Raw genomic sequence first — 22,271 nt, 5'->3', positions numbered from 1 at the left:
ACAACGCGCTACAGCCGCGACTTTATTCCCACTCGATAGTCGCAGGCGGCTTGCCCGAGATATCGTACACCACGCGGTTAACGCCCCGCACTTCGTTGATGATGCGGTTCGACACTTTGCCCAACAGCGAGTGTGGCAGGTGCGCCCAGTGTGCGGTCATGAAGTCCTGCGTCTGCACGGCGCGCAAGGCCACCACGTACTCGTAGGTGCGGCCGTCGCCCATCACGCCCACCGACTTCACCGGCAGGAACACGGCAAACGCCTGGCTGGTCGCTTCGTACCAGTTGGTCGGCACGGTGTCCTGATCGAAACCAGGCACCACCACCGGTTCGTACGGCGTGTTGCGCAGCTCTTCGATGAAGATCGCGTCGGCGCGGCGCAGCAGGTCGGCGTAGTCCTTCTTCACTTCGCCCAGGATGCGCACGCCCAGGCCAGGGCCAGGGAATGGATGACGGTAGACCATGTCATGCGGCAGGCCCAGCGCCACGCCCAGCTTGCGCACTTCGTCCTTGAACAGTTCGCGCAGCGGCTCCAGCAGCTTCAGCTTCATGGTCTCCGGCAGGCCGCCCACATTGTGGTGGCTCTTGATGGTCTGGCCCTTCTTGCCCTTGCCGGCCGATTCGATCACGTCCGGATAGATGGTGCCTTGCGCCAGCCATTTTGCATTGACCAGCTTGCCCGATTCGACCTGGAACACCTCGACGAATTCGCGGCCGATGATCTTGCGCTTCTGTTCGGGATCGGTCACGCCGGCCAGGTGGCCCATGAACTGGTCTTCGGCATCGACGCGTATCACTTTGACGCCCAGGTTCTTGGCGAACATGTCCATCACCATCTTGCCCTCGTCCAGGCGCAGCAGGCCGTGGTCGACGAACACGCAGGTCAGCTGGTCGCCGATGGCGCGGTGGATCAGCGCGGCAGCCACCGACGAATCGACGCCGCCGGACAGGCCCAGGATCACTTCATCGGTGCCCACTTGCGCGCGGATTTTCTCGACCGCTTCCGAGATGTAGTCCGGCATGTTCCAGTCCGATTTGCAACCGCAGATCTCGTGCACGAAGCGGCCCAGCATGGCCTTGCCCTGCACCGTGTGGGTCACTTCCGGATGCCATTGCACGCCGTAGAAACGCTTCTCTTCGTTGGCCATCGCGGCGATCGGGCAGCTCGGGGTGTTACCCATCAGGACGAAGCCTGGCGGCATCTCCAGCACCTTGTCGCCGTGGCTCATCCACACTTTCAGCATGCCGTGGCCTTCGTCGGTGACGAAATCGTTGATGCCGTCGAGCAGTTTGGTGTGGCTGCGGGCGCGCACTTCGGCGTAACCGAATTCGCGCACCAGGCCGTTCTCAACCTTGCCGCCCAGCTGGGCCGCCATGGTCTGCATGCCGTAGCAGATACCCAGCACCGGCACGCCCAGCTCGAACACGGCCTGCGGCGCGCGCGGCGAGTCGCCGTCCAGGGTCGAGTTGTGGCTGCCCGACAGAATCACGCCGGCGGCGCCGTAGTTGCGCACGAACTCGTCGCTGACGTCATACGGGTACACTTCCGAGAACACGCCGGAGTCGCGCACGCGGCGCGCGATCAGCTGGGTGACTTGGGAGCCGAAATCGAGAATGAGGATTTTTGAGTGCATGAGTAATGTACTGGAGAGGTAATGAATAGAAAAACGCCGGCTTAGCTAAGCCGGCGTTGCAAGGACTGTTAGTCGCCGGAACGGTAGTTCGGCGCTTCCTTGGTGATCTGCACGTCGTGCACGTGCGATTCGCGCATGCCGGCCGAGGTGATCTCGACGAACTCGGCTTTGTTACGCAGTTCGTCGATGGTGGCGCAACCGCAGTAACCCATCGATTGACGCACGCCGCCGACCAGCTGGAAGATGATCGCCAGCACGCTGCCTTTGTAGGCGACGCGGCCTTCGATACCTTCAGGCACGAACTTGTCGGCCTTCATGGTGGCGTCCTGGAAGTAGCGGTCGGCCGAACCGTCCGACATCGCGCCCAGCGAGCCCATGCCGCGGTAGGATTTGTACGAACGGCCCTGGTACAGGATCACTTCGCCCGGCGCTTCTTCGGTGCCGGCAAACATGGAGCCCATCATCACGGTCGACGCGCCGGCCGCCAGGGCCTTGGAGATGTCGCCCGAGAAGCGGATGCCGCCGTCGGCGATACATGGCACGCCGGTGCCTTCCAGTGCTTCGGCGACGTTGGAGATCGCGGTGATCTGCGGTACGCCGACGCCGGCCACGATACGGGTGGTGCAGATCGAGCCAGGGCCGATGCCGACCTTGACCGCATCCGCGCCGTACTCCACCAGCGCCTTGGCGGCGGCGGCGGTGGCGATGTTGCCGCCAATGACGTCCACGTGCGGGAACTTGGTCTTGATCCATCTCACGCGATCCAGGATGCCTTGCGAGTGGCCGTGGGCGGTATCAACCACCAGCACGTCGACACCGGCGGCGACCAGCAGTTCGATCCGCTCTTCATCCTTGGCGCCAACGCCGACGGCGGCGCCGACCAGCAGCTTGCCCTGCGAGTCTTTCGACGCCAGCGGGTGCTCGGTGGATTTCTGGATGTCTTTGACGGTGATCAGGCCGCGCAGTTCGAAGGCGTCGTTGACGACCAGCACGCGCTCCAGGCGGTGCTTGTTCATCAGGCGCTTGGCTTCGTCGCGGTCGGCGCCTTCTGCGCCTTCTTTGACGAACACCAGTTTCTCACGCGGGGTCATCTTGGCGCGCGCTTCGGCGTCCAGTTCCTGTTCGAAACGCAGGTCGCGGTTGGTGATGATGCCGACCACTTCCTTGCCTTCGACGACAGGGAAGCCGGAAATGCCATATTGCTCGGTCAGCTTGATGACGTCGCGGATCTTCATGGTCGGCGGGATCGTGATCGGATCGCGCAGTACGCCGGCTTCGAAACGCTTGACGCGCGCTACCTCGCGAGCCTGATCTTTGGGATTCAGGTTCTTGTGGATGATGCCGATGCCACCCTCTTGTGCCATGGCGATCGCCAGGCGGGCTTCAGTGACCGTGTCCATCGCTGCGGACAGCAACGGGATGTTCAGACTGATGTTACGGGTCAGACGAGTTTTGAGGGACGTATCGGCAGGCAGAACATTCGAGTACGCTGGGACGAGAAGCACGTCATCAAACGTGAGTGCTTTTTGGAGTAGACGCATAGCATTTCCTATAGGCGCAAAAGCAGATTATACAGAAATAGTGCCTCCCTGTCATAAACTTCTGTAAGCGCCTGCCTGCAAGGGCGTCTCCGGCGGCCTACGCCCCTTTTTGCGGCGGACGCGTCAGGCCTTATCTTTCTTCCGACGGCGAGCTACGACTCCCAGCAACATCAAGCCGGCAGCCATCATTACGTAACCTTCAGGTTCCGGTACTTGTCCCACATTGCCGACGTAGGTATGCTCATAGCTGGTCCAGAACATGGAAACCTCCTGATCTGTATGATTCGCATAGGTCAGATTGAAATCCTTGCTATAAGTGGCGCTGTATGGGCTAACGTAGTCAAGTGACAAACCCGTCACCTCCTGGCCCAGATAGCCGCCTGATACGTGCTCATCCCAAACCCAAAGATAGATTCGCACATCCGATGCGGCGGAGGCGTTAGGCAGGCCGGCGCCGGATTCGACGAATCCCGAAATGTGGCCGGACACGCTGATGGAGCTATGTGGCAGCAGCATGAAACGCCGGTCCTGAAAACTCGATGTGCCTGCCTGATCTGCTCCGCTGACTTCCGAGCGCCCCTGCATTTCCCCAGCGACGCCGCTATGGGAAGCCTGGACTTGAGCCGTGCTGCTGCTAATGGAAAGGTTGGCGGCGCGCAAATCGCTGTAATCCTGATGATAGGACCAGCCCCCTACATCGGAATCGGCGTTGATCCACGATTTCTGCTCGAGAAAACGGACGCCGCCCGTGCCATAGCCGTCAATGTTGCCAACCGTGAACTGCACGTTCGTGATGGCCGCTCCCGCGCTAACGGAAGCTGCAACCGATAGCGGCGATATAGCCGCCAGCGCGAGCCCCAGAACGGAACCGATTGCCGGAATGCAACTGCCTTTAATTTTCATCATACTCCCTTTAAGTGGCCGCACCTGTCGGTGCTCATTGGGAGATCTTATCATATTTTCATTGCAAAAATAAAAATATAGAAATTAAACAAAGCCCCCCCCCCTCGCCGCCCCGATCAGCAAGTCGCCAGCCTCCTCATGCCGGCATTTTTTGCATTTTCCTCAATATTCCCTCTAGAACATGTTGTAAAAAAGCCTCTACATTTCGACTGGATCAAAACAGGCCGGAGACTGCTTGTTTGCTAGCTAAGACGGGCTCATCACTATCGATTTAGAGTAATTTGATAAACAATATATATAGAAAGCCAAGATAGATTGCTGTAGTTTATGAAAAGTAGTCATTTGGGCCAGAGGCATATAACCGTTGCCGTCTGACATGTTCAACGCGCTCGCTTGCCGTAGCGAATTGTATGCAAGCAAACAATACCATTGGGGCATCATGAACTTGAATAAATACCTGATCGGACTCGTAGCCACCGTTGCTACCAGCTCCGTCTTCGCAAGTCCTTTACTGAACGAAGGTTTCAACAACATCAGCACCCTCGCCTCCAGTGGCTGGGTGATGACCAACAACAGCACCGGCTCGGTCGGCGGCAGCGCCGATGTGGCGAACGGCCTTACCAACTGGTTCCAGGGCGACACCTTCCCCTTCGGCGCAGCCGCAGGCCCTGGCACTTCCTACATCGGAGCGAACTCCCTCAACACAACCTTTGGCGGCGCCATCAGCAATTGGCTGATTACACCGGAAGTAGCGCTGTCGAACGGCGAAAAGCTGAACTTCTCGCTGCGCCTGTTCGGTGAAGGCCTTAAAGATACGGTCGAGGTTTACTACAGCGCCCACGGCGCCAGCGCGAACGTCGGCTCGACCACGTCGTCGGTCGGCGACTTCGTTCGACTGCAGACATACTCTTCCGACACCGACACCGACTGGCAAAACTATTCGGTTTCCCTGTCCGGCCTGTCCGGCAACACGACCGGTCGCTTCGCGTTCCGCTACGTCAACGCTGCCGGCGAAGGCAACCTCATCGGTATCGACTCGGTCAGCATCAGCGCCGTACCTGAGCCTACCTCCGCACTGATGCTGCTGCTGGGCCTGGGCGTGGTTGGTCTCAGCCGCAAGAAACTGCGCCTGCTGGCACTGGCCGGCCTGTCCGCCAGCACCCTGGTGGCGACCGCCGCCGAGCCGCAAACCACCGGCCCGAACGGCCTGATGAGCTTCCCGAACGCGCGTGTCGCCGTCCAGCCTGAACTGAACGGCAGCGCCACGCCAACCGGCAACGGCATGGTCGCCTATAAAGATGCAGCCACCGGTCAACTGGTCGGCCCATCGGCAGAACAGGCCGCCGAACTGGCCGCCGCAACCGTACCGGCAAGCAGCGCCAAGTTCGCCGCTGCCAGCGCCCGCGTCAAAGCCGGCGGCCGCGCAGCGCCGCTGACCACGTCGCGCGGCGGCGTCGGCCTCGCGCTTGACGAATCGACCGACAGCTACGCCGTCGTCCACAAGGATGCCGACGGCAAACTGATCGAATCCTGCGTTCCTGGTGAAAACGTCGCCCAACACCTGGCCCACGGCCATAGCCTGCCTGCCGTGCAAGGAGAACAACAATGAAGCGCTTCACCCTGAACGCCGTCGCCGCTGCGGCCGCCTGCCTGTTTGCCTCGTCGACCTGGGCTGCGGCCACCATCGTGATCGTCAACGGCGACCCTGCCAATGTCGGCTTCAATGACCCAACCGTCGTCGCACCGGTCGGCGGCAACGCCGGCACCACGCTGGGCACGCAGCGCCTGAACGCCTTCCAGGCCGCCGCCAACAAATGGGGCGCCACCCTGACCAGCAGCAGCACCATCCGCGTGCTGTCGACCTGGGAAGCGCTGACCTGCACCCCGACCTCCGCCGTCCTGGGCAGCGCTGGCGCGACCCAGGTGTTCCGCGACTTCGCCGGCGCACCGCAGACCGGCGCCTGGTTCGGCAAAGCGCAAACCGGCAAACTGACCGGCGCCGATCCAGACCCTAGCACCGCCGATATCCGCGCCCGCTTCAACATCAACCTGGGCACGGCCAACTGCCTGGCCGGCTCTCCGTTCTACCTCGGCCTGGACGGCAACCACGGCAACTCCGTCGACCTGGTCACCGTGCTGACCCACGAGTTCGGCCACGGCCTCGGCTTCCAGACCTTCACCAACGGCTTGACCGGCGCCCAACTGGGCGGCGTTCCAAGTATCTGGGACTTCTTCCTGAAGGACGCCACCACCAACAAGCTGTGGAAAGACATGACGAACGCCGAACGCATGGCCTCTTCGCTCAAGTCCAGCAAGCTGGTATGGACCGGTTCGATCGCCAACGCCGCCGCCGCCAATCTGCTGCAGCAGGGTTCGCCTGCGCTGACGCTGCTGAGCCCAGCCAACATCGCCGGCACCGTTCAGGTTGGCACCGCCAGCTTCGGCCCTGCGCTGAACAGCCCGGGCAAGACCGGCGAAATCATGCCGGTGGTGGATACCGCTCCCAACCTCGGCCTGGCTTGCGGCCCGCTGTCGGCGATCAATGCCGCAGCCGTCAACGGCAAGATCGCCCTGGTCGATCGTGGCGTTTGCTCGTTCACCATCAAAGCCAAGGCCGTGCAGGATGCCGGCGCGATCGGCGTGATCGTGGCCGACAACGTCGCCGGTTCGCCGCCGCCTGGCCTGGGTGGCGCCGATCCTACCGTCACCATCCCGGCGGTTCGCATTTCGCTGGAAGATGGCAATGCGCTGAAAGTGGCTCTGGCCAAGCGCACCCGCCTGCACTCCAACGTGTTTGCCAACCTGGGCGTGAACCTGGCCATGCGCGCCGGCGCCGATGCGTCTGGCCGTCTGCTGATGTTCGCACCGAATCCGTACCAATCGGGTTCGTCGGTATCGCACTACGACACCAGCGCCTTCCCTAACCTGCTGATGGAGCCGGCAATCAACGGCGACCTGACGCACGAGGTAACGCCGCCGTTCGACCTGTCCTTCCCGCTGCTGCGCGACATCGGCTGGTAAGACATCCCGGCACCTTGCCGAAAGCCCGTCGTCCACCCGGACGGCGGGCTTTTTTGCTTTACAGTTGACAGTTGCCGTGAATCATGGCGAAATTGATGCGTGCCTTACAGGAGCGTCCCCATGAAACACCGTACTCTGCATTGCCTGAGCGGCGCCCTGCTGCTGGCCGCATCCTCGCTGGCGATGGCCCAGTACATGTGGATCGATGACAAAGGCATCAAGCAACTGTCGGATCGCCCGCCGCCGCCGTCGGTGCCGGAGCAACGCATACTGAAGGCGCCCGGCAAGACGCCGTTCAATCCCAACGCCGCGGCAGCGGCCGAGCCCGAAGTACCTACCGAAGCCGCCCCGGATGCACCACCCGCCAAACGCCCGCCCACGCTGGCCGAACGCAACGCCGACTTCAACAAGCGCAAGGCCGACGCCGCAGCCGCCGACAAGAAGGCCGCCGCCGAAGCCCAGCAGAAAGCCGACATCGCCGCCAATTGCGACGCCGCCCGCAAGAACCAGCAGGCGCTGGCCGACGGCCTGCGCATGAGCAACTACGATAAAAACGGCGAACGCGGCATCATGGGCGACGAGGAACGCGCCGAAATGGCGAAAAAGAACCAGAAAGTGTTGGCTGGCTGCAAATAGCCCCTGTCGGGGCAAGGCCAAGCTGCCGTATGATATCGCTATCAAAACGCATATGACCGGCCCTTCATGATCAAGACTGCAGCGAACAAGAGCCGCGCCAGCGGCCGCATCACTTTGGCGATGGTGGCCGAGCGCGCCGGCGTGGCGACCATGACCGCCTCGCGCGCCATCACCCAGCCGGACATGGTGTCGCAGGCGCTGCGCGACCGCGTGGAGCAAGCCGTCACCGAACTGGGCTACGTGCCCAACCGCGCCGCGCGCGCGCTGGCCTCGTCGCAATCGAAGGTGATCGCGGTGCTGGTGCCGTCGCTGTCGAACGCGGTGTTCACCGAAGTGCTGGCCGGCGTGCAGGATGCGCTCGACGCCGACGACTACCAGATCTTGATCGGCAACACCCGCTACTCCGACAAGGAAGAGGAAAAGCTGATCGGCACCTACCTGCAATCGAATCCCGACGGCATGCTGCTCTCCGGCCTGAGCCACAGCCCGCGCGTGCAGCAGATCCTCACCAATTCCCGCGTGCCGGTGGTGTCGATGATGGACATGTCCACCGACCCGGCGCAGCTGACGGTGGGCTTCTCGCAATTCCAGGCCGGCCATGCGATGACGCGCTACCTGATCGAAAAAGGCCACAAGCGCATCGGCTTCATCGGCGCCCAGCTGGACGAGCGCACGCTGCGCCGCGCCGAGGGCTACCGCCGGGCGATGCTCGACGCCGGCCTGGCCGACATCAAGCTCGAAGTGATGGTGGGCGAACCGTCGACCATCGCGCTGGGCGCCGAGCTCGTGGGCCGCATGCTGGCGCAGGCGCCCGATTGCGACGCCATCTTCTGCTGCAACGACGACCTGGCGCACGGCGCCATCTACCAGTGCCAGCGGCGCGGCATCGCGGTGCCGTCGCAGCTGGCCATCTGCGGCTTCAACGACTTGCCGGCCTCGGCCTGGATGAATCCCTCGCTGACCACCATCGGCACGCCGCGCTACCGCATCGGTTTCGAGGCCGCCCGGCTGCTGCGCGCAGTGATCAAGGGCGAGCAGCCGGCCAACCGGCAGATCGACCTCGGCTTCACGCTGATGGCGCGCGAGAGCGCCTGAGCGGTCATAGCCCGCTGCTGCGTCGCAGCATCAATTCCGGTTTACAAATTTCGCCAGAGCCGTACACTGAGCCCACGATTGTTAGCGCTATCATTATGGAGACGACTTGATGCTACGCCCCACCCACGACGGCAACCGCTACGAACTGACCAGTCCCACGGCGATGCCGCGCGCGGCGGGCTTCCTGTGGAACCGCAGGATGATGATACAAGTGACCTGCCGCGGCTACGCCACCGCGCAGTTCATGCAGCCGGAGCCCGCCAAGTACGCGCACGCGCCCAACCTGGAGGCCAGGACCTTCATGCAGCCGGAGCAGAACTACTACGCCCATCATCCGGGCCGCTTCTTCTACATCAAGGACGAGGACAGCGGCCAGCTGTTCTCCGCGCCATACGAACCGGTGCGCGCGCCGGTGGACGCCTTCGCTTTCTCGGTCGGCAAAAGCGACATCGCCTGGACCGTCGAACACCTGGGCGTACGCGTCGAACTGACACTGAGCCTGCCCACCGACGACGTGGCGGAATTGTGGTCGCTGCGCGTGACCGACCTGTCCGGCCGGCCGCGCCGGCTGAGCGTCTATCCCTACTTCCCGATCGGCTACATGTCGTGGATGAACCAGTCAGCCGAATACCGCGCGGACCTGGGCGGCGTGGTCGCCAGCAGCATCGCGCCGTACCAGAAGGTGGCCGACTACTTCAAGCAAAAGGACTTCAAGGACAAGACCTACTTCCTGTGCGAGGAAGCGCCGCAGGCATGGGAAGCGCAGCAGCATGCCTTCGAAGGCGAAGGCGGCCTGCATCACCCCTCCTCCATCCAGGCCGAGCAGCTCTCCAACAGCGATGCGCGCTACGAGACGCCGACCGCCGCCGTGCAATACCGCCTGGCGCTGGCCGGGAACGCGTCGCATGAATACCGCTTCCTGTTCGGCCCCGCCTTCGACGACGCCGAGATCGCGGCCATGCGCGCCAGGTACCTGAGCACCGCCGCCTTCGACGCGGCGCGCCGCGACTACGCCGCCTACATCGCGGAAGGCCGCGGATGCCTGCACATCGAAACGCCGGATCCGGAGCTGGACAACTTCGTCAACCACTGGCTGCCGCGCCAGGTGTTCTACCACGGCGACGTCAACCGCCTCAGCACCGATCCGCAGACCCGCAACTACCTGCAGGACAACATGGGCATGAGCTTCATCCGGCCCGGCGTGATGCGGGCGGCCTTCCTGCACGCGCTGTCGCAGCAGGAAGCCAGCGGCGCCATGCCGGACGGGATACTGCTGGCCGAAGGCGCCGAACTCAAATACATCAACCAGGTGCCGCACACCGACCATTGCGTGTGGCTGCCGGTGGCCCTCAAGGTCTACCTCGACGAGACCAATGACTACGCCATCCTCGACGAGGAAGTCATCGGCCACGAAAGCGGCATCGCCCTCACCGTCTCCGAGCGCGTGAGCAGCGCGATGGACTGGCTGCTGCAAGCACGCGACCAGCGGGGCCTGAGCTACATCGCGCAAGGCGACTGGTGCGACCCGATGAACATGGTCGGCTACAAGGGGCGCGGCGTATCCGGCTGGCTGACCGTGGCCACCGCCTACGCGCTGAACCTGTGGGCCGACATCTGCGACCGGCACGGCGCCGCCGCGCTGACGGAGAGCGCCAAACACTTCCGCGCCGGCGCCGTGGCCGTCAACTGCGCCGCCAACGAACACCTGTGGGACGGCGACTGGTACGCGCGCGGCATCACCGACGAGAACGTCGCCTTCGGCATCAGCAAGGATGTGGAAGGCCGCATCTGGCTCAACCCGCAGGCCTGGGCCATCCTCGGCGGCGCGGCCGGCGACGCGCAGCGCGCCGCCATGCTGGAGCAGGTCGAGCAGCAACTGGCGACGCCGTACGGCGTGGCCATGTTCGCGCCGCCGTACAGCGCCATGCGCGACGATGTCGGCCGCGTCACGCAGAAGCATCCCGGCTCGGCGGAAAACGGCGCGGTCTACAACCACGCCGCCGCGTTCTACATCTACAGCCTGTACACCATCGGCGAGGGCGACCGCGCCTACAAACTGCTGCGGCAGATGCTGCCGGGACCCGACGAAAACGATTACCTTCAACGCGGCCAGCTGCCGGTCTTCATCCCCAACTACTATCGCGGCGCCTGGCACCAGTATCCGCGCACCGCCGGCCGCTCCAGCCAGTTGTTCAACACCGGCACGGTGTCGTGGGCCTACCGCTGCTTCATCGAGGGCTTGTGCGGCCTGCGGGGCGATGGCGACGCGCTGCGCATCGCGCCGCAGCTGCCGAAGAAGTGGGACCGCATCAAGGTCACGCGCACCTTCCGAGGCGCGACCTTCAAGCTCTCCATACAACGTGCGGACGTTGGCGAAACCCAGGTCTGGAGCGAAGGTAAACGTTTGACCGATTGCCGCGTTACCGGTATCGTTGCGGGTGGAGCACACGCGCTGGACGTATTGATCCCGCGTTGAACGATCAATTCAAATTACAAGGACACGGTAATCGTATGAAGAAGCGTCTCTGGCTGTCACTGGCACTGGTTTATCCCCTCATGTTGGCTCACGCTGCGGACGACAAGCGCCCGTGGCTGGACAGCGCGCAATCGCCGGACGCGCGCGCCGTGCAGCTGGTCGCCGCGATGACGCTGGACGAAAAAATCCAGACCGTGTTCGCCTACTTCTCCACCGAGTTCGCGCCGAAGAAGTTCACGCCGCCGAAAGAAGGCCGCCCCGATTCGGCCGGCTACGTGCCGGGCATCGCCCGCCTCGGCCTGCCGCCGCAGTACCAGTCGGACGCCGGTGTCGGCGTGGCCACGCAGGCCGTGTCGAAGAAGCCGTACGAGCGCACCTCCCTGCCCTCCGGCCTGGCCACCGCCGCCACCTGGAATCCGAAGCTGGCCTTTGCCGGCGGCGCGATGATAGGCGGCGAGGCGCGCAGCAGCGGCTTCAACTTCCTGCTGGCCGGCGGCGTCAACCTGATGCGCGAGCCGCGCAACGGCCGCAACTTCGAATACGGCGGCGAAGATCCGCTGCTGGCCGGCGTGATGGTCGGCGAGCAGATACGCGGCATCCAGTCCAACCATGTGGTCTCCACGGTCAAGCACTACGCCTTCAACGACCAGGAGACCAACCGCAATCACGTCAACGTGAAGATCGCCGACGCGGCGGGCCGCATGTCCGACCTGCTGGCCCTGCAGATCGCGATCGAGCGCGGCCAGCCCGGCGCGGTGATGTGCGCCTACAACCGCGTCAACGGCGCCTACGCCTGCGAGAGCGACTACCTGCTGAACCAGGTGCTGAAGCAGGACTGGGCGTATCCGGGCTTCGTCATGTCCGACTGGGGCGCCACCCACTCCACCATTCCGGCCGCGCTGACCGGCCTCGATCAGCAGTCCGGCCATCCGTTCGACAAGGCGGCCTACTTCAACGAAGGCTTGAAGGAGGCTGTGGTCAACGGCCATGTGCCGCAGGCCCGCCTTGACGACATGGTCAAGCGCATCACGCGCGCCATGTTCGCCAACGGCCTGGTCGAGCACCCGGTGGTCGCGCCCACATCGGCCGGCGCCGGCATCGACTTCGCCGCCAACGGCAAGGTGACGCAGGCCGACGCTGAAGAAGCCATTGTGCTGCTGAAGAACCAGCACAAGCTGCTGCCGCTGGATGCGAGCGTGCGCACCATCGCCATCATCGGCGGCCACGCGGATGTGGGCGTGCTGTCGGGTGGCGGTTCGGCGCAGGTGTATCCGGTCGGCGGTTCGCCGGTCGCCAATGAAGGACCGGCACACTTCCCCGGCCCGATGATCTATCACCGCTCGTCGCCGATGCAGCAGTTGACGGCGTTGACCAAGGCGCGCGTGGTCTACCACGACGGCAAGGATGCCGCCGCAGCAGCGAAGCTGGCCGCGTCCAGCGATGTCACCATCGTGTTCGGCAACCAGTGGATGGGCGAGAGCATCGATGCGCCCGACCTGAATCTGCCCGGCCAGCAGGATGCGCTGATCGCCGCCATCGCCAAGGCCAATCCGAACACCGTGGTGGTGCTGCAGACCGGCGGGCCGGTGGCGATGCCGTGGCTGGACAAGGTCGGCGCGGTACTGGAGGCCTGGTATCCCGGCACCAGCGGCGGCGCGGCGATTGCGCGCATCATCAGCGGCGAGATCAATCCGTCCGGCCGCCTGCCAGCCACCTTCCCCGCGTCGGCGGCCCAGCTGCCGCGCCCCGTCATCGACGGCGACGCCAGGACCAAGGACGAGAACATCATCGAAAAAGTCGTCACCGACTACGACATCGAAGGCGCGGCCGTCGGCTACAAATGGTTCGACCTGAAAGGACACAAGCCGCTATTCCCGTTCGGTTACGGGCTGTCGTACACCAGCTTCGCTTACTCGGACCTGAGCGCCAGGGCTGCGGGCAACGGCGTGGAAGTGAGCTTCACCACCCGGAATACCGGCAAGCGCGATGGCAAGGCCGTGGGCCAGGTGTATGTATCGCCGGTGGCCGGCGGCTGGGAAGCACCCAAACGCCTGGGCGGCTGGGACAAGGTCGAGCTGAAACCTGGCGCCAGCGGCAAGTCCACGCTGCGCATCGATCCGCGCCTGCTGGGCATGTACGACAGCGCCAGCAAGACCTGGAAGATCGCCGCCGGCGACTACGTGGTGACGCTGGCCGAATCGGCAGGCGCCGCACCGGCCGCCAGCGTCAGGCTGCATCTGGAAGCGCAGACCGTCAACGTCAACGGCCGCTGATGCGGCGGATCCGCGGGAACGTCAATCCTGTGCCGCCGACGCGGCCAGCAATGGCGCGCTCCCCTGGCGGAATATGCGCTTGACGGTGGCGTCGTCGAAGTACCTGGCGTACAGCACCGGCACCACCTCGTCGACCACCATGCTGCGGATCGCGCTCGCATAGCGCGCCCGCGCTCCGGCGCCGACCGTCTTCCTCGACATGTAAATGCCGGTGATGCGGGCGCTCGATTCCGGCATGGGGATCACCGACGGCGCGGCCTTGAAACGTCGGCTCTTCAGATGCCTGGCGTAGATCGGCGGCGTGGCCAGAGTGCCGTCGGCGCGGCCCATTTCCAGTTTGCCGAACACCGTGTCGAAATCGTTGACCACCTCCAGCCTGCCCGCGGCGGCCAGCAGCGCCAGCTGGGTTTCGACGGCAGGGTCGTAGCTCATTCCACGCGTGACGTTCAGCCTTCCGCTGCCGCGCGCGACAAAATCGGTCAGGCTCGTGTAACGCTGGCCGGCCGGATCGGACAGGACCAAGTCGTATTGAAGATAGGCGTATGGCAGAAAGCTGGCGTAGGCATCGCGCTCCGGCGTGCGCAGCGCCGCCAGCGTCATGTCGATGCGCCCCGCCTCCAGCTCGACGAACAGGCGCTGCCGCGGATACCAGATGAATTCGAAACGGCAGCCGGTCCTGCGCGCCAGCTCCTTGGCCACGTCAACCGAAATGCCGCGTATTTCCCCGGCTTCGCGGAAGGATGTGTAGCCAAGATCGCTGAACCCGACCCGGGTCAGCGCCGGACAAGCCTCCTGCGCCTGGGCGGCGGCAAGGCCGAGCCACAAGCCGGCGATCGCGAATATCCGGTGGCGCATCCAGTGTCTCATCATGGGCCCATGTTTTGCGGTGCAGACGAGTGTAGCCCAGCTTGCCGCGCTTGCGCAATCCGGCGCGGCGATCCGGCGCAGCGCCGTACACTAACGCCTGGACTACCTGGAGATCACCATGCAATTCGCTAAACATGCGGAGCTGCAACGCGCGCTGGCCGACGCCGCGCCAGACATCGTTGCGCCGCCTCTGATGCTGACGGCAGCAGTGCCCCAGCCTGCCGAACAGATCGCCGATGCGAACCTGAACATCGTGCGCCACAAGGACAGCGGCTGCATCCAGTTCGTGTTCCCGGTGCAGCGCACGCAGCTGATGGCTGCCGTCGGCCACGGCAACTGGATCGTGCAGGCCGCTCTACGCGTGAAGGAGCGCGTGACGCAGCAAATGATCGAAACCATCGAAGCCCACAACAAGCCGGAAGGTTTGCTCAGCCTGCGCCACGGCTGGCGCCAGCCTGCAACGGCGGCCGAACTGGCGGCCTCGCGCGGGCGCAAGGTGCTGCTGTTCGTGCACGGCGTGTTCAGCTCCATCGAAGGCGCCTTCGCCGACCTGGATGCGGACGGCACCATGCAGCAACTGCTGGCGCGCTACGACGGCCAGGTCTATGGCTACGACCACTGGACCATCGCCAAGACGCCGCAGCAGAATGCGCTGGACCTGCTGTCACACCTGCCGGTCGATGCCGGATGGGATGTCGACATCGTCTGCCACAGCCGTGGTGGATTGACGGTGCGCTCGCTGCTGTCGGCCGCGCCGCACGCCGAGGATGCCGTGCTGGGTGCCATCGCAGCGCAGCGCGTGGAGCGTATCGCCAAGGTGGGCAAGGTGTTCTTCGTCGCGGCGGCCAACCAGGGTTCGCCGCTGGCGTCACCTGACGACATCAAGAACTTCCTCAACACGACGGCGATGCTGGCCTCCTTCAGCGGCGGCATGGCGCTGGACCTGGTGATCGGACTGGCGCGCATGATGGTCTCGCTGGGCTTTTCGCGGCCCAGCGTGGAGGCGCTGGCGACCAGTTCAGCGCTGATCGGCCAGTTGAACGGCAGTGAGACGCTGCTGACCAGCGCCAGCATCTACTATGCACGCGCCGACTTCGATTTCGGCAAATCAGCGCTGGAACGCACCGGTGCGCTGATCAACCGCATGCTGCTGGAAACCGACAACGACGTGGTGGTGCCTTACACCAGCGTGCTGCTGCCGGAGGCGCAACCCGCCGACGAACGCATGCTGAGCTTCGGCACGCCGCAACAAAAACAGTCAGAGGTCTGGCATACCGAATTTTTCAAGCAAGCGCCGATGCGTGATTTTCTGAAGCGCGCCGTCTTGCCCTGACCTCAGTCCGCCGATTTGCGCCGGCGCCTGGCGTTTTTCGGGTCGGCGATCAGCGACCGGTAGATTTCGACGCGGTCGTGTTCGCGCAGCACGGTGTCCAGCGTCTTCTTCTTCGCGTAGATGCCGACCTGCATCGTCGCCAGGTCGACTTCCGGCGCCTCCTGCAGCACGCCGCTGATGGCGATGGCCTGCTCGATGGTGGTGCCGGCCGGCACCTGCAAGGCGCGCAGGAACTGCACCGCGTCGCTGGCGTAGCAGACTTCGATGTTGAAGGTTTCAGCTGCCATACACCGTTTCCGCCCGTTTGCAGAAGGAATCGACCATGCTGTTGGCGATCATGCCGAACACCGGCCCCACCAGCTGCGCCAGCAAGGCGCTGGAGAACTCGTAGTGCAGGTCCAGCTCGATCTTGCAGGCGTCCTCGCGCAGCGCCTTGAAGGTCCACACGCCGTCCAGGCACTTGAAAGGACCGTCCACCAGCTTCATCCTGATCTCGGTCGACGGCGTGTTTTGATTGCAGGTGGTGAAGCTCTGCCGCACGCCGTGGTAGTTGATGCCGACGCTGGCCGTGACCGCATTGCCGTCCCGTTCGCGTATTTCCACACCACCGCACCACGGCAGAAACTGGGGATAGTCCTCGATCGCCGCGACCAGATCGAACATCTGTTGGGCGCTATATCCGAGGAAAACTGATTTGTGCACTACTGCCATAGTCGAACCATTTGCTATGATGTTGAATTATTCGCGTTTCTGTGCGCGAAGCAGTAGTTTAACCGATAGCATCCCATGACCATAGCCGATAACAAAAAAGCCTTTTTTGACTACTTCATTGAAGACCGCTACGAAGCCGGTATCGTTCTTGAAGGCTGGGAAGTCAAAGCCATCCGCGACGCCCGCGTGCAGATCAAGGAAGCCTACGTCACCATCAAGGGCGACGAGCTGTACCTGTTCGGCGCCCACATCAGCGCCCTGCAGACCGCTTCCACCCACATTTCCCCGGAAGCCATCCGCACCCGCAAGCTGCTGCTGCACCGCAAGGAGATGGACAAGCTGATCGGCAAGGTCGAGCGTTCCGGCTACACGCTGGTGCCGCTGAACCTGCATTACAAGGGCGGCCGCGTCAAATGTGAAATCGGCCTCGCCAAGGGTAAGAAAATGCACGACAAGCGTGCCACCGAGAAAGACCGCGACGGCAAGCGCGAAGTGGCCGCCGCCATGAAGACCAATCGCCGCTGAAAAACCCGCCCGCTCTGTTGCGCGCCCTGTACAAAACCCGGTCCCGTACCGGGTTTTTTATCGTCCAATGAGTTTCTAATTAGAAACTACCATGCTAAACTGGGAGCAGCATGATTTTACATTCGCCGTCTGTGCCTGCGCTGCGGGCAACGGCCGCGAACCGGACTAGACTTTTGACGACGAGGCAATGATGGCGCTGAAAACTGCAACGGCTGTGGCAGCCGGAATATTGCTCGCAGGTTGTGCGTCGCACTACACGCCGACGCCGCTGGCGACGAACTTCCCCACCACCAAGCAGGCCAAGCTGCAAGCCGCTTACCACTGGGGCGTCATCTCCGACAATATCGAAAAGAACATCGTGGCCCAGCTCAAGAAGGGCCCGCCACGCCCGGTCTTCCTCAATGAACCGAAAGAGCCGAGCGCCTTCCAGCGCGCGCTGACCACCCAGCTGACCACCTCGCTGGTCAACGACGGCTACGTGGTGTCGCGCTCGCCGGCCGGCTCGCTCAAGATCGACATGGACGTGCAAGCCGTCACCTTCAACGCCAACCGTCCGCAATACCGCTACCACGGCGAAAGCGCCGCGCTGGCCACCGGCGTGTGGGTGCTGAGCGAGATCGAAGCGCCGGTGCTGGCTGGCGTGGCGGTGGGCGCCGGCGCCTGGGATTCCTACGCCTGGTTCAACGCCCAGTTCGCCCCCGGCGCCACGCCCAAGACCGAAATCATCGTCACCGTCTCGGTGTCCGACCAGTTCCGCTACGTCGCGCGCACCACCTCGGCCTACTATGTGGCCGACAGCGACCGCGTCCTGTACGGCATCATCGACCCCGAGCCGGTAGACCCCGCACAGACCCGTATCTTCAAAGTTCGCGGAGACATGTAATGCCGATCCAAGTTTTGACCAAGCCGCTGGCCCGCGCGGCCCTGCTGGCGCTGCCGCTGTTGTTGCTGGGCGCGTGCTCCTCGACGCCGACCAAGGACGAAGGCAATTATTCGACCATCTCCTCCAACCAGTTCATCGACGCCAACTACAAGGCCGCCGATTCGCTGATGCACCAGCTCAGCGGCAAGCTGATGGCCGACAAGCCGCTGATCATGGCCACCATCGTCAACATCGATGCGCTGGAGCAGACCACGACGCTGGGCCGGCTGGTGTCCGAGCAGCTGTCCACGCGCCTGGCGCAAGGCGGCCTGAGCATGCTGGAAATGAAGCTGCGCAACAGCGTCTACCTGAAGCGCAACCAGGGCGAGCTGATGCTCACGCGTGAGATCGGCGAAGTGGCCACCGCCCACAATGCGCAAGCCATCGTGGTCGGCTCGTATGCGGAGACCAGCGACATGGTGTTCATCAACATCAAGGTGATCCAGCCGAACACCAACTTCGTGCTGGCCGGCCAGGATTATGTGCTGGCCAAGGAAGCCATCGTCCGCTCCATGCTGCAGCGGAACTGATCTACAACAGGCGCGGCAGCACCTCGCTGGCCGTCGCTTCCACTTTCAAGCCGATCAGATCGTCCGCCCGGGTCTTGCCCAGGTTGATGGCCGCGATCGGCTTGCCCGTCTCGGCCGCCAGCTTGCAGAAGCGGTAGCCGGAAAACACCATCAGCGACGATCCCACCACCAGCAGCGCATCGGCCTGCTCCATCATTTGCAGCGCGGCGGCCGTGCGCGGCGGCGGGATGTTATCGCCGAAGAAGATCACGTCCGGCTGCAAGGTGCCGCCGCAGGCGTCGCAGGATGGCATGTGGAAGTCCTGCAAGGCATCCAGCTCGACTTCGGCATCGCCGTCGGGGCGGGCTTCGGGCACCACGCTGTCCACGCCGGCTGCCGCGCTGGCGGCCAGCACCGGGTTGGCTTCGACCAGCCAGGCCTGGATGTCGGCGCGGCGGTGCAGCGTGCGGCAGCCCAGGCAGATCACGCCGTGGATGTTGCCGTGCAGCTCGATCAAATTGCGGCTGCCGGCGCGCTGGTGCAGGCCGTCGACGTTCTGGGTGATGACGGAATCGATGCGGCCGGCTGTCTCCAGTTCGGCCAAGGCCTGGTGGCCGGCGTTGGGGGCGGCCTGGGCCAGCGTCGGCCAGCCAGCCATGCTGCGCGCCCAGTAGCGGCGTCGCACGGCCTCGGACTTGCGGAAGTCCGGTCCCTGGATGGGCGTGCGGCCGCGGCGGACGCCGTCCTTGTCGCGATAATCGGGAATGCCGGAGGCGGTGCTCAGGCCTGCGCCGGTCAGCACCAGCACGCGGCGGTGCTGGTGCAGGAAATCGGCTAACTGTTCAACTTGCGGGTTCGGGTTCATGGGCGATATGGTAGCCGAGATCGCCGTTGGGGGCACTTGGTGTGGGGCTGTTCTCGCCCCATTGCCCGAAGGTATTTTTATCAATAAGCTTCATTGTAGTTATTTAGAAATTAAATTATGAACGCTTCAAGAATCATCATAGTGAAATCGGGAGATAAAGCGTATGACCACCTTTGCGCAGAAAAAATACATTACTTCCGCGCTGCATCGAATTTCCAGCATTTACTCGACATGTGGTTGATTGCTTTCCCTTCTCAATGAAAACTAGTGAGTGACTTGGCTTTAATTCATCATTAAAAATAAATGAAACACTAAAGCAAAACTATATCTCATCATCATTTAAATCACGTTTTTTCTTTGAACGCTCCCTACCTCGCTCCAGCTTAAACTCATCTCCCTTAACAGCATAAATCTCTTCGAGTTTTTTTCTATTTATCTCGCTCATTCCATTCGTTATCGAACTTAACCTTAGCTCGATTAAATTCTTTTCCTTGCGCTCCTCCATCTCGCTATATCCTAATTTTTTTATACCATTATTTAAAATGGCGTATATTTCTCTTGCATTAATCAGAACCAAATTATCCTTTAATAATTTTATTTTTCTGGTTTGCTTTTGCAAAGCACCTCCTAGAAGGCCTAATTTACTTGGCCTTATGAATAGAATTCCATTTCCTGCCACACCCATGTTTTCCGTGTGGGAATTTCCATCTTCATCGACCTCATTTAATCCAGATAAAACCCTTTGCCAACATTTACTTAAAAACTCACTTGCAATTTCTGCTTGATTTTCCGGATTCAAATATAGCATTTCAAAAAACAGTAGTCCTGCACAATCTGCTGAAGCATTTTTTCCTGATACAATAATTTTCCCTAGCCAATTGCGAGTATTTTCGGTATTTTCTTGTTTTGATTCAGAATTTCGCATGATTAGAACATCAAGCGGAGTTATTTGCGCGTTTGTTTTTTCCGAGATATTCTTTATTAAATAATTGCATGATGACAATAATTTTGAAATTCTAGGATTTTGTGAAAGGACAGACTTCTCTGAGAGAACACGATAGATCTCTATCAAATACCGATCTTCCTTTGACTCGAGAAGAAAATCTGCGATCTCATCATTAATTGCAGAACCCAATTCAATCACATCACCATATTTTAAATTATCAAATTCCGTGATGTATGATGAGACTAAAAATTCATGAAATGAGCGATGGGCAAAGTAGAGGAAATTTGAATCCTTTTCTTCAGTTAAAGAAGAAACTAGATACTCAGTTCGTTTTGCCAAAATATCAATAGCCTGTCCATCCGAAAGACCATCTAACAAATAATTGGGAACTTCCTCTCTAATGAAAGTACCTTGGATACCTGGCCTTGTCCAAGACCACCAGGCTAACCGACACAAAAAAAGACGCCGATGTTCAGCTGGGATAAAGCTTCTTGCTCTCTTTTCCTGATCTCGCTGAATAACCTGTCGAACAAAATCTTGATACAAACGGAATCTGCTTGTTCCCTTGAATGTGTAATTTGGATCAGCCGCCAAAAGGCCTACAATTCTGGTCTGTACCGGACGTTGCAAAATTTCATCATCGATATCTTGAATCACTTCAGCAATGCGCGAGAGCCGGACACTCGTATTAGTCATTACGGTGTTCTTCGATTTCAGAAAGCCGTTGAGGAAAATTTCTTGCTCTGTCACGTTAAAAAAACACAACTTTCTTTCTTTCCATGCCGGAAAATCAGAGTTTTGAAAAAATTGATCTCCTATTTTTGAAAGACCACGAATTAACAACTTACTAGACTCTGATGTGAACGCATTTGGCCTCCCTAACAAGAGAACTTTAGAGCCAGGTATTCTTAGCTTATTAAATTCTCTGAAGTTTGATCGGAAATCATGCTCGGTCATAGCATGTTTCATTTCATCAAACCCATCCAATATTATTAATAATCGCCCAGCAGAGTTCAAATGCATCAATGCTTTATATGAATAGCTTTCCAGGGAGTAGCGAGATGTAAAATGCTTGCCAAATAAACCTGCAAGCTCGGTTTCATGAACGACTTGTCCAAGCGGCAGTAATATTGGCAACCGTTCGTTCTCAGGGTCATTTAAGTAACGTGAAGCCTGCTCTGAGGCCAAGCGTTTTGCCAAGCTGCTTTTCCCGAGCCCGTAACCTCCAAGAATTGCTAGCCCTGTATCATCTATCATTGGAGAATAAATCCACTCCTGAACATTCTCAAAAGCAGTACCTTCCACTCCCTCGAATCGACCCTCCACATAATATTGATGAATCTCATCTGAAATAAATTCATCAGCTAACGCTTCTACATATGGTTGAAGTCCAACTAACCAACGCTCCAAATCGGCAATGGTCATAAAGCGTAAAGTTCTGGCCTTTTCAATAAATTGGCGTGACGTTGCCTCTATAGATTTATTTGAAATTACGAGAAGCAAATTAACTTCACCATTCTCTAATGCAACGTGATAATCACTAAGGATTTTAGAAAAGTCGGTAGTATTTAGAGCCCGATTGTAATTCTTGCATTCAACGGCAACCTTTATGCGTTTTCCGAGCTCCATCATAGAAAAAATTATGTCTGCATTCTTCCACGCAGCTTTTCCTTCGGTATGTGCATCTAAAAACTTGCTTTTTAGCAAGTTTAAGACATGATCACGGAAGGAATTACCAATGTTTTTTGAATTCATGTGTCTAACTAGTTCCTTATATCGATTCAAGAGGATTGAATCTTAGATGTCCGATCACAGAAGGGCGGCCAAATCCCACCATGTTTGACCTTCAGTTGTTGTGCGAACGTACAATGATTATAAATTCACATCTTACGTGCTTTCCACTGTGGAATATGCACGCATTGTCACCTCGTCTTAGACTCCCTTTTCGGAAATCCACCCTTCCCCACCCAGTGGTAGCATTGAACGATAAAATTTCCCAACTTGTAGAACCGTTT

18 protein-coding genes are annotated in these 22,271 nt (G+C 60.5%); 10 read left to right on the top strand and 8 right to left on the bottom strand.

Going from position 1 to position 22,271, the window contains the following annotated elements; all coding sequences use genetic code 11:
• Window positions 1-22: 22 nt before the first annotated feature.
• From guaA to GEV02_RS33090, 3 genes are all read right to left on the bottom strand, one after another.
• Window positions 23-1,633: a glutamine-hydrolyzing GMP synthase gene (gene guaA / locus GEV02_RS00750; protein WP_152836049.1), complete on the bottom strand. Its 1,611-nt coding sequence runs from the start codon at window positions 1,631-1,633 to the stop codon at window positions 23-25.
• 68 nt (window positions 1,634-1,701) lie between these two features.
• Complete coding sequence (gene guaB, locus GEV02_RS00745; RefSeq protein WP_152836048.1) at window positions 1,702-3,174, bottom strand: IMP dehydrogenase; 1,473 nt, start codon at window positions 3,172-3,174, stop codon at window positions 1,702-1,704.
• A 123-nt stretch (window positions 3,175-3,297) separates the two neighbouring features.
• Window positions 3,298-4,080 (bottom strand): PEP-CTERM sorting domain-containing protein, encoded by a 783-nt coding sequence (locus tag GEV02_RS33090; RefSeq protein ID WP_152836047.1) that lies wholly within the window; start codon window positions 4,078-4,080, stop codon window positions 3,298-3,300.
• A gap of 436 nt (window positions 4,081-4,516) precedes the next feature.
• Between GEV02_RS33090 and GEV02_RS00735 the strand changes: the two genes are divergently transcribed.
• From GEV02_RS00735 to GEV02_RS00710, 6 genes are all read left to right on the top strand, one after another.
• On the top strand, window positions 4,517-5,686 hold the full coding sequence (locus tag GEV02_RS00735) for a choice-of-anchor J family PEP-CTERM protein (RefSeq protein WP_235922559.1): 1,170 nt from the start codon (window positions 4,517-4,519) through the stop codon (window positions 5,684-5,686).
• On the top strand, window positions 5,683-7,098 hold the full coding sequence (locus GEV02_RS00730) for a PA domain-containing protein (protein ID WP_152836045.1): 1,416 nt from the start codon (window positions 5,683-5,685) through the stop codon (window positions 7,096-7,098). The genes GEV02_RS00735 and GEV02_RS00730 overlap by 4 nt, the downstream gene beginning before the upstream one ends.
• A gap of 120 nt (window positions 7,099-7,218) precedes the next feature.
• Entirely contained in the window at window positions 7,219-7,734 is a 516-nt protein-coding gene (locus GEV02_RS00725) for a DUF4124 domain-containing protein (RefSeq protein ID WP_152836044.1), read from the top strand.
• A gap of 66 nt (window positions 7,735-7,800) precedes the next feature.
• On the top strand, window positions 7,801-8,829 hold the full coding sequence (gntR, locus tag GEV02_RS00720) for an HTH-type transcriptional regulator GntR (protein WP_152836043.1): 1,029 nt from the start codon (window positions 7,801-7,803) through the stop codon (window positions 8,827-8,829).
• A gap of 109 nt (window positions 8,830-8,938) precedes the next feature.
• Window positions 8,939-11,305: a GH36-type glycosyl hydrolase domain-containing protein gene (locus GEV02_RS00715; protein WP_152836042.1), complete on the top strand. Its 2,367-nt coding sequence runs from the start codon at window positions 8,939-8,941 to the stop codon at window positions 11,303-11,305.
• A gap of 35 nt (window positions 11,306-11,340) precedes the next feature.
• Window positions 11,341-13,578, top strand: coding sequence for a beta-glucosidase family protein (locus GEV02_RS00710; protein WP_152836041.1), 2,238 nt, complete (start codon window positions 11,341-11,343; stop codon window positions 13,576-13,578).
• Window positions 13,579-13,599: 21 nt separating this feature from the next.
• On the opposite strand, the gene GEV02_RS00705 is transcribed toward GEV02_RS00710, so the two are convergent.
• A complete protein-coding gene (locus GEV02_RS00705; protein WP_174998909.1) occupies window positions 13,600-14,433 on the bottom strand; it encodes a substrate-binding periplasmic protein in 834 nt (277 codons plus the stop codon).
• Between the two features lie 130 nt (window positions 14,434-14,563).
• On the opposite strand from GEV02_RS00705, the gene GEV02_RS00700 reads away from it, so the two are divergent.
• The gene (locus tag GEV02_RS00700) at window positions 14,564-15,778 is read left to right on the top strand and encodes an esterase/lipase family protein (RefSeq protein WP_152836039.1); all 1,215 of its coding nucleotides are present in this window, start codon (window positions 14,564-14,566) and stop codon (window positions 15,776-15,778) included.
• 2 nt (window positions 15,779-15,780) lie between these two features.
• Here the strand turns inward: GEV02_RS00700 and GEV02_RS00695 are convergent, their stop codons facing one another.
• Together GEV02_RS00695 and GEV02_RS00690 are read right to left on the bottom strand one after the other, a co-directional pair.
• Window positions 15,781-16,065, bottom strand: a complete 285-nt coding sequence (locus GEV02_RS00695; protein ID WP_152836038.1) for an RnfH family protein — start codon at window positions 16,063-16,065, stop codon at window positions 15,781-15,783.
• Window positions 16,055-16,489, bottom strand: coding sequence for a type II toxin-antitoxin system RatA family toxin (locus GEV02_RS00690; RefSeq protein ID WP_152836037.1), 435 nt, complete (start codon window positions 16,487-16,489; stop codon window positions 16,055-16,057). The genes GEV02_RS00695 and GEV02_RS00690 overlap by 11 nt, the downstream gene beginning before the upstream one ends.
• 75 nt (window positions 16,490-16,564) lie before the next feature.
• Between GEV02_RS00690 and smpB the strand changes: the two genes are divergently transcribed.
• The 3 genes from smpB to GEV02_RS00675 all read left to right on the top strand — a co-directional run bounded on the left by smpB (window position 16,565) and on the right by GEV02_RS00675 (window position 18,466).
• The gene (gene smpB, locus GEV02_RS00685; protein ID WP_152836036.1) at window positions 16,565-17,014 is read left to right on the top strand and encodes an SsrA-binding protein SmpB; all 450 of its coding nucleotides are present in this window, start codon (window positions 16,565-16,567) and stop codon (window positions 17,012-17,014) included.
• Between the two features lie 187 nt (window positions 17,015-17,201).
• Window positions 17,202-17,897 carry a hypothetical protein gene (locus GEV02_RS00680; protein ID WP_235922557.1) on the top strand — a complete coding sequence of 232 codons (696 nt, stop codon included), beginning with the start codon at window positions 17,202-17,204 and terminating at the stop codon, window positions 17,895-17,897.
• Window positions 17,897-18,466, top strand: a complete 570-nt coding sequence (locus GEV02_RS00675) for a FlgO family outer membrane protein (RefSeq protein WP_152836035.1) — start codon at window positions 17,897-17,899, stop codon at window positions 18,464-18,466. The genes GEV02_RS00680 and GEV02_RS00675 overlap by 1 nt, the downstream gene beginning before the upstream one ends.
• A 1-nt stretch (window position 18,467) precedes the next feature.
• On the opposite strand, the gene GEV02_RS00670 is transcribed toward GEV02_RS00675, so the two are convergent.
• Window positions 18,468-19,310: an NAD-dependent protein deacetylase gene (locus tag GEV02_RS00670; protein WP_152836034.1), complete on the bottom strand. Its 843-nt coding sequence runs from the start codon at window positions 19,308-19,310 to the stop codon at window positions 18,468-18,470.
• 322 nt (window positions 19,311-19,632) lie between these two features.
• Entirely contained in the window at window positions 19,633-22,011 is a 2,379-nt protein-coding gene (locus GEV02_RS00665) for an NACHT domain-containing protein (RefSeq protein WP_152836033.1), read from the bottom strand.
• Window positions 22,012-22,271 lie beyond the last annotated feature (260 nt).

The sequence above is a fragment of the Rugamonas aquatica genome, from assembly GCF_009380215.1.
GTDB lineage: Bacteria > Pseudomonadota > Gammaproteobacteria > Burkholderiales > Burkholderiaceae_D > Rugamonas > Rugamonas aquatica_B.
This window is presented reverse-complemented; position numbering and strand designations above follow the sequence as displayed.

Coding starts and splice junctions, on each gene's coding strand:
- guaA (WP_152836049.1), bottom strand. CDS start 1,633: ATGCACTCAAAAATCCTCATTCTCGATTTCGGCTCCCAAGTCACCCAG.
- GEV02_RS00675 (WP_152836035.1), top strand. CDS start 17,897: ATGCCGATCCAAGTTTTGACCAAGCCGCTGGCCCGCGCGGCCCTGCTG.
- GEV02_RS00680 (WP_235922557.1), top strand. CDS start 17,202: ATGATGGCGCTGAAAACTGCAACGGCTGTGGCAGCCGGAATATTGCTC.
- GEV02_RS00730 (WP_152836045.1), top strand. CDS start 5,683: ATGAAGCGCTTCACCCTGAACGCCGTCGCCGCTGCGGCCGCCTGCCTG.
- GEV02_RS00670 (WP_152836034.1), bottom strand. CDS start 19,310: ATGAACCCGAACCCGCAAGTTGAACAGTTAGCCGATTTCCTGCACCAG.
- gntR (WP_152836043.1), top strand. CDS start 7,801: ATGATCAAGACTGCAGCGAACAAGAGCCGCGCCAGCGGCCGCATCACT.
- GEV02_RS00725 (WP_152836044.1), top strand. CDS start 7,219: ATGAAACACCGTACTCTGCATTGCCTGAGCGGCGCCCTGCTGCTGGCC.
- GEV02_RS00710 (WP_152836041.1), top strand. CDS start 11,341: ATGAAGAAGCGTCTCTGGCTGTCACTGGCACTGGTTTATCCCCTCATG.
- GEV02_RS00715 (WP_152836042.1), top strand. CDS start 8,939: ATGCTACGCCCCACCCACGACGGCAACCGCTACGAACTGACCAGTCCC.
- GEV02_RS00695 (WP_152836038.1), bottom strand. CDS start 16,065: ATGGCAGCTGAAACCTTCAACATCGAAGTCTGCTACGCCAGCGACGCG.
- GEV02_RS00690 (WP_152836037.1), bottom strand. CDS start 16,489: ATGGCAGTAGTGCACAAATCAGTTTTCCTCGGATATAGCGCCCAACAG.
- GEV02_RS00700 (WP_152836039.1), top strand. CDS start 14,564: ATGCAATTCGCTAAACATGCGGAGCTGCAACGCGCGCTGGCCGACGCC.
- smpB (WP_152836036.1), top strand. CDS start 16,565: ATGACCATAGCCGATAACAAAAAAGCCTTTTTTGACTACTTCATTGAA.
- GEV02_RS33090 (WP_152836047.1), bottom strand. CDS start 4,080: ATGATGAAAATTAAAGGCAGTTGCATTCCGGCAATCGGTTCCGTTCTG.
- GEV02_RS00735 (WP_235922559.1), top strand. CDS start 4,517: ATGAACTTGAATAAATACCTGATCGGACTCGTAGCCACCGTTGCTACC.
- GEV02_RS00665 (WP_152836033.1), bottom strand. CDS start 22,011: ATGAATTCAAAAAACATTGGTAATTCCTTCCGTGATCATGTCTTAAAC.
- GEV02_RS00705 (WP_174998909.1), bottom strand. CDS start 14,433: ATGCGCCACCGGATATTCGCGATCGCCGGCTTGTGGCTCGGCCTTGCC.
- guaB (WP_152836048.1), bottom strand. CDS start 3,174: ATGCGTCTACTCCAAAAAGCACTCACGTTTGATGACGTGCTTCTCGTC.